The sequence below is a fragment of the Hanstruepera marina genome, assembly GCF_019880635.1.
Lineage (GTDB): Bacteria > Bacteroidota > Bacteroidia > Flavobacteriales > Flavobacteriaceae > Hanstruepera > Hanstruepera marina.
The window spans coordinates 1,453,336-1,466,941 of record NZ_JAINVX010000001.1 but is presented as its reverse complement, the minus strand read 5'-3'; the positions used below and the strand labels follow the sequence as shown (position 1 = coordinate 1,466,941).

The following is a 13,606-nucleotide window of genomic DNA, read 5'->3' as shown; positions in this document are numbered from 1 at the left end:
CTATTATGCAAGACAAAATAAAAACACTTAACGATAAACTAACCCAAGCCTATTTAGGTGGCGGACAGGCCAGAATTGGCAAACAACACGAAAAGAAAAAACTAACTGCTCGTGAACGCGTAGACTATTTAATGGACGAAGGTTCCTTTGAAGAAATTGGTGCTTTGGTAACACACCGTACCAAAGACTTTGGCATGGAAAACCAAAAGTTCTATGGCGATGGTGTTATTACAGGCTATGGCACTGTTGATGGCCGTTTAGTTTATGTATTCGCTCAAGATTTTACCGTTTTTGGTGGATCGCTTTCTGAAACACATGCCGAAAAAATATGTAAAATAATGGACTTGGCCATAAAGGTTGGTGCGCCTTTAATTGGACTTAATGATTCTGGTGGAGCACGTATTCAAGAAGGGGTACGCTCGTTGGGTGGTTATGCCGACATATTTTATAGAAACGTGCAAGCCTCTGGGGTTATTCCACAAATATCAGCTATTATGGGCCCTTGTGCAGGTGGAGCGGTCTATTCACCTGCCATGACCGATTTTACCATTATGGTTCAAGATACCAGTTATATGTTTGTTACGGGTCCTAATGTGGTGAAAACCGTTACTAACGAAGAGGTTTCATCAGAAGAATTAGGTGGGGCAAGTACCCATTCCGTTAAATCTGGAGTCGCACACAAAACAGCTTCCAATGATATTGAGTGTCTAGAATCGGTAAAACAACTTTTAAGCTATATGCCACAGAGTAATATCGAAAAAGCCTTGGATATTCCTTTTGAATTGCAAGATGAAATTCGAGACGTCTTGTCTAATATCGTTCCAGATAATGCCAACAAACCTTACGATATGCATGATGTGATTTCAGGCATTATAGACCCTGATTCCTTTTATGAAATCCATAAAGATTATGCCGAAAACATTATTGTGGGCTTTGCCAGACTGGGTGGAAAAAGTATAGGTATAGTAGCTAATCAGCCTATGTTTCTTGCAGGCGTTTTAGATGTAAACAGCTCTAAAAAAGGGGCGCGTTTTGTCCGTTTTTGCGATGCCTTTAATATTCCCTTATTGGTGTTAGAAGATGTACCAGGCTTTTTACCGGGAACAGACCAAGAGTGGAACGGTATTATTGTACATGGTGCGAAATTACTATATGCCTTTAGCGAAGCAACTGTACCTAGGGTAACTGTTATTACGCGAAAAGCTTATGGCGGTGCCTATGATGTGATGAACTCTAAACACATTGGTGCCGATATGAATTTTGCATGGCCTAGTGCCGAAATTGCCGTTATGGGTGCCAAAGGCGCTGCCGAAATTATATTTAAACGCGATATTCAAGCTGCCGAGGATAAGGAGGCCAAATGGAAAGAGAAAGAAGCCGAGTATGCCGATTTATTTGCCAATCCGTATAGCGCTGCCGAGCGTGGCTTTATAGATGAAGTGATTTTACCAAAAGACACGCGACGAAAATTGATTAAAGCCTTTGCCATGTTGGAAGATAAAGACGTGAATAGACCTAAACGCAAACATGGTAATATTCCGTTGTAATTTAGTATCTTTATTTTTACTAATTAATCTTGTAACATCATGAAAAAATTAATCCTCTTAAGCGTTTGCCTAGTAATGGGTATGACCGCTTTTTCTCAAACTCCCGAAGAAATGAAAGCCTGGCAAGAAAACATGACACCAGGGGAACATCACAAATGGCTAGCCTCAATGAATGGTAATTGGGACGCTACAGTAAAATTCTGGATGGCACCAGACCAACCACCTACGGTTTCAAAAGCTACAACTAAAAACGAAATGATTATGAATGGCTTGTACCAACGCTCACAGCATTCTGGTGAAATGATGGGACAACCTTTTTTTGGTGAGAGCATTACGGCTTATGACAATGCCAAAAAACAGTTTTTAAGCACATGGATTGACAACTTTGGTAGTAGTATCATGTTTATGGAAGGTCAGTACAATCCTAAAGCTGATGTCTTAACCCTAGAAGGTAAAATGATGGATCCTGCCACAGGAAAAGACATGCATGTAAAATATGTTTTAACTAAACAATCTGAAGATAAACATGTTTTTGAAATGTATATGGTTACGGATGGCAATGAATTTAAAACCATGGAAATCACCTATAGTAGAGATCAATAAAAACTATTTATAAATATAAAAAACCTTCTTTATGTACTGTAAAGAAGGTTTTTTATAGTATTGTACCAATAACTGCTATAACTGACGATAATATATACTCCACACCTATTGCTATAACGATAAAACCGATAATACGCGACAAGGCATTTATACCTGATGCGCCTAAAAACTTCACAATAAAATGTGCCGATTTTAAAATAAGATAAATGGCAACCGTTACCAATACCATAGCGCCTAAAATGGTGCCTATTTGTGTAGCCGATTGATACTCCTGGTTATAGGTAATTAATAACGAAATGGTTCCTGGTCCTGCCAGCATAGGTATCGCCAAAGGCGTTAACGAAATGGCATCCCGAGATTCAATATCCTTTTGAACCCGCTCACGCTTCATACCTTTGTGCTCCCTAAACTTTCCTGTTAATAGCGCAAAACCGGAAGAGGCAATAATCATTCCGCCTGCTATTTTTAAAGCGGTTAAACTAATACCAAAAAAGGACAAAATATATTTCCCGGCAAAGAAGGATAACAATAGGATAACTAACACATCTATAGCGGTCCAAAAAGCGGTTACAGCACGTTCTTTTTTAGTGTTTTCTTGAGTGAGTCCTACAAATACGGGAACGGTTCCCAAAGGATTCATAATGGAGAATAAGGCACCAAAACTAATTAAAAATAAGTCCATAGTTTTTGCTGCAAATTCCGTGTTTTTTGCACAAATAAACGTTACCAAATATTTAAACTACGGTAAGGAAACAATCAATTATTTACTGCTGAATGTTACCGATTTGTATTCCGATTCATCTGGTGGTCCTGCCGTAATCTGAAAATTGAGATTGCCTGTTAAGGTCATTATAACCGAAGCAAAGGTAAACCCACTGCCATCGCCTTTATTATTTCTGCAAACAGGATTTTCTGGGTTGTCTTTTGAGCGCAAAGCATCCATAATAATGTCTTGTGAGACTATAGGGTTTGCCACCATACGTGTTTCCAATGCTGCTAACCGCAAATAACTATTAGTGTTCTGCAATTTTTCAACATTGTCATCGGTTGGTTTATGTTTTTCATACCAAGCTTTTGTATCGGTATTGACTATAGGATGATTGGTATGGTATACGGTACCATTGGTATTTTTAGGATTGAACCTTACGACTTGATTAGCTGATGCCTCAAAGTCGTACACGTCACCCCGAATGCCTATAATATAATTTTGCCCAGAAGCATGATGCACCTCCTGAATAAATTGCAATAAGTCTGCTTTATCGGTTGAATTGATAATCCGTCTTACCACAAAGGCCACAGGTAAACCACTGTTTGATGCCTGTAATTGCATAATGGTATTAACTACAACACCTACACCTGTTTCGTTCATGCCGTTAAGGGCTATTAATCCTGGGTGTGTTAGTATTAATTGCTCGGGTCTGTTTGCGGTTCGTTCTAATCGTATTAAGGTTTGATAGCCATCGGTATAGTCTTCAATATCCATATTTTGGGCAATGTAACTGGTACTGCCATTTATGCTTGGTACACCAACATCGCTACAATGGTGATTGTACAACTCATCAATATACACCCAAAACTCATCCAATAAATTTAACACCAAGATATCCCTGAATGCCTGACCAGAACCATCGGCTATGCCCCTAACCTCTTCATATAAATCAGGTGTGTATTGTTTTATGGCCGCTTCATAATTGGCTTGCTTATAAAAGTCATCTAGGGTCTTCTCGGCATCCTTTTTAAAATATTTAGTGGTGTTGGCTTTCCATTTGGTAACAATTTCTGCTATTTCCGTTTTAAGTTGTTTACCATGTTGTAAACCCAAGTTGTAGCCTGTGCCTGTTAGGGTGATTTCTTTAAGTACCCTTTTTGACTGTTGGGCTTGTAATGGATTGTTTAGGATAATAAAAAAAACGAGATAGTATATATAATGCTGTTTCATGATTTTAAATATACAACATATTGGTTTATAGTACAATTAAAGGTTTACTATAAAATGTATTAATTACATGTCATTGCGATGCTGACACTTACAGCGAGCTGAAGTAATCTTTTATTTGGTAGGTTCATTAAACAGATTACTTCGGTCGTGCCTTCCTCGCAATGACGGTAATATGTATGTAGTGAAGGAACTTCTAAAACAATAAGGTAAAATCCATTTCAAAAAATTGTATCTTTTTTTCATGAAAATGTCATATGTGTATTTTTTAACAAACAAGAACAACACTGTTATTTATGTTGGAGTGACCAGTAACTTGTTAAAACGTATCTATCAACATAAAACAAAAACCTTCAAAAGTTTTACTTCAAAATATAATTGCGACAAACTTGTTTACTATGAAGCCTTTAGTGGTATTAACCAAGCCATTACCAGAGAAAAGCAAATAAAAGCAGGGAGCAGATCGCGTAAAATAAACTTAATAGAAATTGATAATCCAGAATGGAATGATCTTTCTGATGGCTGGTTGTTTTATTTTGAATAATCACTCCTTTGATACTTATACGTCATTGCGAACCTTTCGACTGTCGCTCAAGACAGACTAAAGTGAAGCAATCTCTAAATTGATAGGTTTGTTGTACAGATTACTTCGGTCGTGCCTCCCTCGCAATGACGGTGGATTAATTTTTAACGATAGATTGAACCAACAGATTGCTTCGGTTGTGCCTCCCTCGCAATGACGGAACAGTAATTTTTAACGAGATGAACGGCCGCCTCTATATCCGTACGCTATGGAATGAGGTCCGCCAGACCAAGCGCCATAAAACCGATACCCTATTGGTGAATGTGGATTAAAATCGGAGTATGGTGTGCCAATGGCATAATATCCACCACCACGATATCCAAAGCCTCCAACCTCGTTATCACTGGTTGGCCAATCGGGATTGGTAGCACTGCCAAAACGTAAACTACCATCGCCATGACTACCTTTAAACTCGCGACCTATTGGGTTACCAATAGTAATTACCTTTTCCCAAAGGCTACCACTCAAGTCCATAACCCAATAATACGATGCTCCAAAAACGGCTCTATTATCATCATTTAATTGACTTTCATCCCAATTGTTAGCTAAAATAAGCTCTCCGGAATTGTCAACATAACGCTCTAGAGAGTTATACGTATTGGTTCCCCAAACAAACTCGGCAGGAATAGGTTTATTGGGACCACGTGCTGCTTTTTCGTATTCCAGTTCAGTTATGGGTCTTATGGCTGCCCAGTCTGAAAATGCCAAGCCATCGGTAAAACTTATATAATTCATGGGGCGGTTTGGCGAGCTGGTTTTATAAATACCGTCTATTATGGTTATTGCACCCCTATTATCCAAATAGGTTCTACCACTTATAGCTGCCCGTTTAAAGGTATCTGTATCTGAGAGGTTATTGAGAAACGCTACGTACTGCCCTTGGGTTAGTTCGTATTTCATAATATAAAATGCCTTATAACCTTTTGGGAAGTTTTCTGGAACGGTTCCTTGTTGGTCTCCATTATACAGTGGGTTTCTGCTCCAATAATATAAATTCCCTTCTGTTGGTGCTACTGTAATCGCTTGTTCTGAAGTTATAGTAATTAATCCGTTAGGCTCTCCGTTGCTATCGCTTTTATAGAATGCTGCTCTTTCTTTAGCAGCTGGGTCAGGGCTTCCCAATGTAAATGGCCCTTGTGGGATATACACCATTTCCAATCCATAAACCGACAACCCAGTTAATTTATTACGGTCAATATCTTTGTCTTCGGTATCAATTAGTATTTGCAGTTTAAAATTCATACTGCCACGATAGTTTTTTTGTGGGTAAATAAAAAAGCCCAAACCATCTTTAGAAAACTCAATGGTTGGTTGCGAATCCTCTCCGGAACGGTTTACCAAAACCTTATAATCTTTAGGTAATACCTTTACGTGGTTGTTGTAATACCCATTGTATTTCATAAATACCCAAACCGCATCATGGTTTTTTTGGTTATGCCAAGCATTATTCCATTGTATATCAAACATAACACTTATGGGCGTGTTTAATACTTCAGCCCTATTTAGGGCACGCACATTTGTAATTTTTAGGTCGGTGGCCTGTATGGTTTGCCCACAAATACTGGCCAAAACGATGAATAATAATAGGTGCTTTTTCATGGTTATGCTTTATGGTATTAAACGCCTATGGTAATTTATTTGTCCCAAATGGTAGGCTAAATGCATGCTTAAATGTACCAAAAAATATTCGGTAGTCATATAATCTTCAAACGGCCGGCGTTTGTACTCCTGTTGCAGGTCTGCTTCAGTTAGGGTTGGCAATACCTGTTCTAACATGGTTTTGGTGTCTTCTATTTGGGTTATAATGGTGCTTCTGGATACGTTTTTACTAGAAAACTCCAAATCGCGTTGCCTTACATAGTCGGTGTTTCCCAACACAGCTCCAATAAAATGGTTGAGATTGCCTACTATATGCAAGGCCAAGTTGCCTGCAGAATTTGAAATACCATGCGTAACTTGCCACATTTGGCTTTCGGTGGCGTACAGATTGATTTCCTCTTGTAGTTTGGAAAGGTCGCGCACAAATAGCTTGGTAAGGGTTTGTGTTAGCATATTACTTTTTGCGTCTTCGGGTTTTACGTTGTTTGTTGCGTACGTATACGAGTTTAAAGCGTCCGTTACCACTTTCGCGTTTATCTATTTCGAAGTCTTTTATGGATTCGATTAGTGGTGTAAGCTTTTGAAAGCCGTAGTTACGGGAATCGAAATTGGGTTGTTTTTTTTGCAGGAGGCTACCCACATCGCCCAGAAATGCCCAACCGTCATCGTCTGCGAGGTCTTGAATGGTATGGGCTATAAAGCGGATGTCCTTTGGGGTTATGGTATCGTAATTCGGTTTTGTTGTTTTTTTAGAACCACTGGAGCCTGCAGTATCATCATCGGCCTGTTGTTTTAATATTTCGATGTAAATAAACTTATCGCAGGCCACAATAAAAGGGTCTGGTGTTTTTTTCTCGCCTATGCCATACACTTGCATACCCGCTTCACGCAGTCTAGTTGCCAGGCGGGTAAAATCGGAATCGGAGGATACGAGGCAAAAGCCGTTTACCTTTTGGCTGTAGAGTATATCCATGGCATCGATGATCATGGCGGAGTCTGTGGCGTTTTTACCTTGGGTGTAGCCGTATTGTTGTATGGGTGTTATGGCGTTTTCCAACAGGACGTTTTTCCATTTGGTAAGGTGTGGTTTGGTCCAATCGCCATAAATACGTTTAATGGTTGGGTTGCCGTATTTGGCTATTTCTTCCATCATTTCTTTTACGTAAGCTGATGGTATGTTGTCGCCATCGATAAGGACGGCCAGTTTAATATCCATAAAGGGTGTTTTTTAGTGTGTTGGTTTTGGTAAAGTTAATGAACTGTAATTAAACCATTTGTTTTTGCAGCATATGATTTGGGCAAGGTACTACTTTAGCATCACTAACTTGTAGGAATTTTCACGGGTTGACCTGAAGGAAACCTTAAGGAGACCTTAAGTAGACCTGACGCAGACCTTAAGGAGCTATTAGGGGTTTTTGCGTGTAATAAAATGTGGGTTTTGATGATTTAGCCCTATTATACTGTTTTTGCCGTTTTCTACTGTTTTTGACGGTAGTTACCAAATTAGATAGTTTTTGTTTATATGCCCTTTGCATACACTAGCCATACTTAAGCCATACTTAAGCTATAAGGCAGTAATAAGGAAACCTAAGATTTAGTTTATAGATGATCTTTATTGTTTTGGCTAATACAAGCATAAGTTTTGGTTTTAAATTATCAATTATGTATAAAAACTGAACTGTTAATGGAGACAAAAAGTGTTCATATCCGGATCAGAAACCGGTTAAACGGCTATATTTGTGTTTATATAACACGTTGTGTTTCATACTGAAAGCCAGCCGCACCAACAGCACATTTGGTTTTTCCCAACACCAAAAATCCCACGCTAAAAAAACCAAAAGAGCTGTTTTTAGCCAACGCTGAAATTAATAATCGTTGAAAAAATTGTTAAGAAAACAAGCAAATAATTGCCTAAAAAAAGTTATATTCTTCGCATATTTGGAAAATGAAAATGAGTAAAAAATATTCGGACATTAGAGAAAAATTAAAAATCGTTGTAGACAAGAAAACTACTAACGAAATGGCTCATTTAACTCATTATTTTCAAAATCACAAAAACGGAGTTTCTCAATATTACAGACCAACAGCAAAAGAATATTTAGCGGAATTACACGAAAATTTAGAGATAGCTCAAGAACCAGATTTTCAATATTATTTACCAATAAAATGGGATGTTCCATTTCCACCACCAGAAAACCCAACTTTCAAATTCATTGACCTTTTTGCAGGAATTGGAGGAATTCGACTTGCGTTTCAAAATAATGGTGGAAAATGCGTTTTTACAAGTGAATGGGATTCTTTTGCAAAAAAAACATACGAAGCTAATTTTGGAGAAGTTCCTTTTGGAGACATAACCCAAGTTTCAGAAAAAGAAATTCCAGACCACGATATTTTATTAGGCGGTTTTCCTTGCCAACCTTTTTCAATTGCAGGTGTTTCAAAGAAAAATTCTTTAGGTAGACAACACGGATTTTTAGACAAAACCCAAGGAACATTATTTTTTGATATTGCGAGAATAATTGAGCATAAAAAACCAAAGGTTTTTATGTTGGAAAATGTAAAAAACCTTGTTTCTCACGACAAAAAGAAAACTTTTAAAGTAATTACTGAAACATTAACTGAATTAGGCTATTCAATTCATTATAAAGTTTTAGATGCAAAATATTATGTTCCTCAACACAGAGAAAGAATCATAATTGTTGGGTTTAAAAAATCCATTTTTAAAGAAAAAGAAACTTTTGAATTTCCTGAACCACCAAATACTGAATTAGCAATTAAAGAAATTTTACAAAGACGAGTTGACCCAAAATATACTTTGTCTGATAAACTTTGGAGTTATCTTCAAGCATATAAGAAAAAACATCAAGCTAAAGGAAACGGCTTTGGTTTTGGACTGACGGATTTAAATGGAGTTTCTCGTACTTTAAGTGCAAGATATTATAAAGATGGAGCTGAAATACTAATACCCCAAAGAGGAAAAAATCCAAGAAGACTAACGCCAAGAGAATGTGCTAGAATTCAGGGTTTCCCAGATAAATTTATTATTCCTGTTTCTAACAATCAAGCATACAAACAATTTGGTAATTCTGTAGCTATGCCATTAATACAAGCGGTTGGAAAGAACATTGTAAAAGAACTTTTGAAAATCAATGAACCTAAAAAATCTAAAGTCGCTGTTCATCAATAATGGTTGTGATGAAATCTATGTAAAAAAACTTGCACCAAACGACAATTCAAAAAACCAAGTTTATTTCGGAGGTAACTTTGAAATACTTAATGTTCTTCCCATTTCAAGTATAGAAACAGTTGAAGCTGGAGATTGGAGAAGAGAACGTTTTAAAGCTTCATTGAATTTTTCTTGGATAACAGATGAAGGCAACTTATCACCTGCAAAGCATTCTCAATTAATTCTTTACCCTAAATATCCAGAAGTTAGATTTTCAGGGTTTCTTTTAGGCTCAAAAAATGCACCTTCAGAATTAATGACTCAAAGACTCGCTGACAGATTGTTGTTTATTGGAGTTAGTAAAAGTGGAACTGTTTTAGGCTACGTTGCTCATCCAGAATCTGAAATTGCAAAGGAGTTTGCTTTAGAAAAAAATTTGGGAGAACACGGTGTATTCTCAATAATAGAATTACCACGAACAGCAAATAATCGCTCTATCTTATTACAAGAACTTGTACGAATTCATAATCAAGGTTGGATAGATTCAAAACGTTTAGATTCTGATGGTAATATTTTGCCTTGTCGAGCATCAAATTGTGGAGGTTATACGCTTGAAGCTGAACTTGGCGTTACACCAAATGGATATTCTGAACCTGACTTTATGGGTTGGGAAATCAAACAATTTGGCGTTAAAAAATTTGAAAACATAAACTCTTCTGTAATAACATTAATGACACCAGAACCTACAGATGGACTTTATAAATCTGAAGGAACAGAATACTTTATAAAAACCTATGGTTATCCCGATAAACTTGGAAGACCTGACCGAATGAATTTTGGAGGTGTTCATAAAGCGGGAGAATTACATCCAACGACCAAACTGGAAATGAAGTTAATTGGTTTTGACCAAGAAAGCGGAAAAATCAGAAATTCAAACGGAAGTATTTCATTAATTGACCAAAAAGGAAATGAAGCAGCTTCTTGGAGTTTTTCATCAATGCTCTTACACTGGAACAGGAAACACGATAAAGCTTGTTATGTTCCATCTCTTTCAGACACAAAAGGAGATAGAAAATACAAATATGGTAACAACGTGATTTTGGGAACTGGAACGGATTTTCAACTTTTTCTTGGACAAATGGCAAATGGAAATATTTATTATGACCCAGGAATTAAATTGGAGAATATGTCAACGAAACCCAAAATTAAGAAAAGAAGTCAGTTTAGAATTAAATCAAGGTTTCTACCAAACTTGTACAAAAAGAATGAAATAATAAATCTAACTGAATAATGCCAACGCTAAAAGCCATACACATTTGCAATTCGCTAAAGCCGACACATAAGCCAAAAATTGCAAAAGAGTATGTCTTTGCCAACGCTACAAACAGAACGGAAAAAAGTACGAAAACACAACAACGTATATAAAAAATAGCGGTTTAAGTACTTGATCGAAAATGAATTTTATAAATTTAAGGTCAGTACCAAACCGAAAAGTCCGTGAGTAAAACCCGCTACTTTTCATATACAAGACCGTTGGCTTTAATATTGAAAAACCAAATCCGAATGAGAAACCTTCTGAATTTAACTTTAGTTCTACTTTGTTTCAGTTGTAAATCTACAAAGGACTTATCCCAATCCGAAAGTTTAGCTGAATTAATAATTGAGGTTAATGACAGTGAGCAATTGGAATCCTTTTCTAACAAACTTCAGAAATTCAAACTAAATCCCGAATCAGTTTTTAAAGATGGAAGTTACTATTATGACACTGAAAATATTAAAAATCAAGCTTTTCGAGGACCAAGTGAGGACATAAAAAAGAATCCTGAATGGTTTTTACTAATTGATAACTTAAGTGATGGAAAATATATTTGGGAATTTGATTGGAAACAAAGAATGGATGACATTAAATGGTCACTTGACCAAATGGCTGAACGAAAAAAATATGCGTTACCAAAATTACCTGAAATTCAAAACGAGAATGAAAAAGATGCTGGAGCATTACTCGGAATTATAAACGAGACGTTGAATAAAAACGGTTTGACTTTAATCAACCTTTACATTGATAGTGACTCTTATGTAACTGCATTGATTGATAAAAAAAATCTGGAAAAAATTATTGCAAAAGCGTCGGAATCTGGAAATAAAATAACAGAATATAAAAAATACTAAAGCCAACAACGGCTATAGTTCATTACGGCTGAAATTCCTAATCGGAATTTCAAGCTTTTTTGCTAAATTTATGGTTACTTCGGAATGATACTCACGTACCATTCCGTAACGAAACCATAGCCAAGACCGTTGAATCACATTCAGCTAAAGCTGACTTGTGCCTCTATATTTTGCAAGCAAAATCCCATTACACAAGATATGTGATTCAACGACAGCGTTATGCCAAATTGCGCCAGGCGCGGGAATCTTGGGGATTGTATTACTAACAGCTCCAGCTGCCCATCTAGGGAAAACGTGAGCCAACTGCCATTATACGCAATTTGTTTACGTTTACTCTGTATTTTAAATAACACCGAATAAATTCGCTATTTTTAAAATCCAAAACAAGACTACGCATAACGCCACCGTTGGCAAAAATACTTGAGGTTATTAAATATGCCATTGAAACTCCCATTCAAGCTAATTTTTTTCAAAATGAAAAAAATAGCTAAACAAATTGTAACAATATTGAAATTGTTATAACTAATAAAACAAAACCTATTAATTAACGTACATTATGAAAAATAACTACATAGCATTAGGATTAATTTTTGGAGTAGGAATAGGGATTAGTATAGGAGTGGCAACAGAAGATGTTGCAACATGGTTATCAATAGGGATTGGTGTTGGGCTTGCTTTAGGTGCTGGTCTTGGAACTCATGAAAAAAGGAAAGAAAGTGCCTGCGAAACTACGAAACCCAATTATAGGATTATTAAAACAACTTCTCACGATAATAGCTAAAGTAAGTGTTTGTTCTGTCCTACTTCTAAAAATACTAACGCTGAATTATTACCCGTTATTTTTTATTAAATTAGTACCTAAACACGCAAGAAAATTACACGCAGCTGTTTTGCACAACTAAAGTACAATATGGAGATCAATCAAAAATTAACAGTTAATAGAAAATTTTTAGCTTTAGGTATCCCCTTACTTGTATTATTTTTTACTGTGGCTTTAGGTCTGTCGAGCTATGCAGTTAAATATCCTGAACTTTACACAGGCATTACGTATGATTTGATTCTCACTATTCCATTACTGGTTTATTTTTTGTCTAAGCGAAAAATATCCAAGTTTATAATAAGTTCGTTTGTTTCAATTGGCATCATTACAGCCTATTTTGTTATTCCTGAAACCGAAAAATTCCATTTCAACCTTATCAGATACATTTTATTACCAACAGTTGAAGTAGTTATAATTGGCTCTATTGTTTACTACACCTTTAAAACAGTTAATGGTACGAACAAAAAAACCAACGAAAGAACCGATTACCTAATAGCTTTTCAAAACAGTGGCACAAAAGCTTTTAACAACAATTTTTTGGGTAAAATATTTGGATCTGAATTGGCAATGTTTCATTATGCTTTTTTTAATTGGAAATCAAAACCTCTTTCTGAAAATGAATTCAGTTATCATGAAAAGAGCGGTACTATTTCGTTATTAATAGGGATTTTAATGATTCTTATAATAGAAACCGTTGGCGTACATTTTCTTTTAACCAAATGGAGCTCTATTGCAGCTTGGGTGCTTACCTTATTGAGTGTCTATTCGTTTATAATGCTTTGTGCCCATTTAAAAGCCATTACCAAAAGGCCTCATATGTTACATTCAGATTCATTGGAACTTAAATTAGGATTATTGGGCACCACAAACATCCCATTTCAGAAAATTGAAAAAATAGAATTTGTACAAACAATAGATGACACTTTAAAGAGCCACGCTTGTCAGTTTACACCATTAGGTGATTTGGAATCGTTCAATACCGTTATCCATTTGAAAGATCAAATTGATTGTGAGTTTATTTATGGAATTAAAAGAAAATACAAAACACTATTAATAAACCTAGATAAAATAGGACCGTTTGAAAAAAAGTACAATACCCTATATGATTTAAGTCAGAAAATGAAAGCATAAAATGCTAAACTAAAAATTGGGTAGTAGGAATATGCTAGTTATACGCGAGTCT

Annotated in this window: 13 protein-coding genes; 8 read left to right on the top strand and 5 right to left on the bottom strand. The window is 36.3% G+C overall.

The features are described from left to right. Positions 1-5: 5 nt before the first annotated feature. Positions 6-1,547 (top strand): acyl-CoA carboxylase subunit beta, encoded by a 1,542-nt coding sequence (locus K7G76_RS06850; protein WP_223033416.1) that lies wholly within the window; start codon positions 6-8, stop codon positions 1,545-1,547. Positions 1,548-1,586: 39 nt separating this feature from the next. Next, positions 1,587-2,150 (top strand): DUF1579 domain-containing protein, encoded by a 564-nt coding sequence (locus K7G76_RS06845; protein WP_223033415.1) that lies wholly within the window; start codon positions 1,587-1,589, stop codon positions 2,148-2,150. Positions 2,151-2,202: 52 nt separating this feature from the next. Here K7G76_RS06845 and K7G76_RS06840 read toward each other — a convergent pair whose 3' ends face one another. Continuing rightward, entirely contained in the window at positions 2,203-2,832 is a 630-nt protein-coding gene (locus K7G76_RS06840; protein WP_223033414.1) for a MarC family protein, read from the bottom strand. Positions 2,833-2,910: 78 nt separating this feature from the next. Next, entirely contained in the window at positions 2,911-4,089 is a 1,179-nt protein-coding gene (locus K7G76_RS06835) for a C45 family autoproteolytic acyltransferase/hydolase (protein WP_223033413.1), read from the bottom strand. 241 nt (positions 4,090-4,330) lie between these two features. On the opposite strand from K7G76_RS06835, the gene K7G76_RS06830 reads away from it, so the two are divergent. Next, a complete protein-coding gene (locus tag K7G76_RS06830) occupies positions 4,331-4,630 on the top strand; it encodes a GIY-YIG nuclease family protein (RefSeq protein ID WP_223033412.1) in 300 nt (99 codons plus the stop codon). Positions 4,631-4,840: 210 nt separating this feature from the next. Here the strand turns inward: K7G76_RS06830 and K7G76_RS06825 are convergent, their stop codons facing one another. From K7G76_RS06825 to K7G76_RS06815, 3 genes are read right to left on the bottom strand one after another with little or no spacing between them, the layout of a single operon-like run. After that, positions 4,841-6,268 (bottom strand): formylglycine-generating enzyme family protein, encoded by a 1,428-nt coding sequence (locus tag K7G76_RS06825; RefSeq protein ID WP_223033411.1) that lies wholly within the window; start codon positions 6,266-6,268, stop codon positions 4,841-4,843. 9 nt (positions 6,269-6,277) lie between these two features. Next, positions 6,278-6,721 carry a DinB family protein gene (locus K7G76_RS06820; protein WP_223033410.1) on the bottom strand — a complete coding sequence of 148 codons (444 nt, stop codon included), beginning with the start codon at positions 6,719-6,721 and terminating at the stop codon, positions 6,278-6,280. A 1-nt stretch (position 6,722) separates the two neighbouring features. Beyond that, a complete protein-coding gene (locus K7G76_RS06815) occupies positions 6,723-7,484 on the bottom strand; it encodes an NYN domain-containing protein (RefSeq protein ID WP_223033409.1) in 762 nt (253 codons plus the stop codon). Between the two features lie 735 nt (positions 7,485-8,219). Here K7G76_RS06815 and dcm point away from each other — a divergent pair. The 5 genes from dcm (at position 8,220) to K7G76_RS06790 (ending at position 13,554) form a co-directional block, all read left to right on the top strand. Next, entirely contained in the window at positions 8,220-9,455 is a 1,236-nt protein-coding gene (gene dcm / locus K7G76_RS06810) for a DNA (cytosine-5-)-methyltransferase (protein ID WP_223033408.1), read from the top strand. Further along, positions 9,418-10,725: an MvaI/BcnI family restriction endonuclease gene (locus tag K7G76_RS06805; protein WP_223033407.1), complete on the top strand. Its 1,308-nt coding sequence runs from the start codon at positions 9,418-9,420 to the stop codon at positions 10,723-10,725. The genes dcm and K7G76_RS06805 overlap by 38 nt, the downstream gene beginning before the upstream one ends. A gap of 272 nt (positions 10,726-10,997) precedes the next feature. Next, positions 10,998-11,603, top strand: coding sequence for a DUF6630 family protein (locus K7G76_RS06800; protein ID WP_223033406.1), 606 nt, complete (start codon positions 10,998-11,000; stop codon positions 11,601-11,603). A gap of 556 nt (positions 11,604-12,159) precedes the next feature. Next, on the top strand, positions 12,160-12,384 hold the full coding sequence (locus K7G76_RS06795; RefSeq protein ID WP_223033405.1) for a hypothetical protein: 225 nt from the start codon (positions 12,160-12,162) through the stop codon (positions 12,382-12,384). A gap of 129 nt (positions 12,385-12,513) precedes the next feature. Then, on the top strand, positions 12,514-13,554 hold the full coding sequence (locus K7G76_RS06790; RefSeq protein ID WP_223033404.1) for a hypothetical protein: 1,041 nt from the start codon (positions 12,514-12,516) through the stop codon (positions 13,552-13,554). Positions 13,555-13,606: the final 52 nt, after the last annotated feature.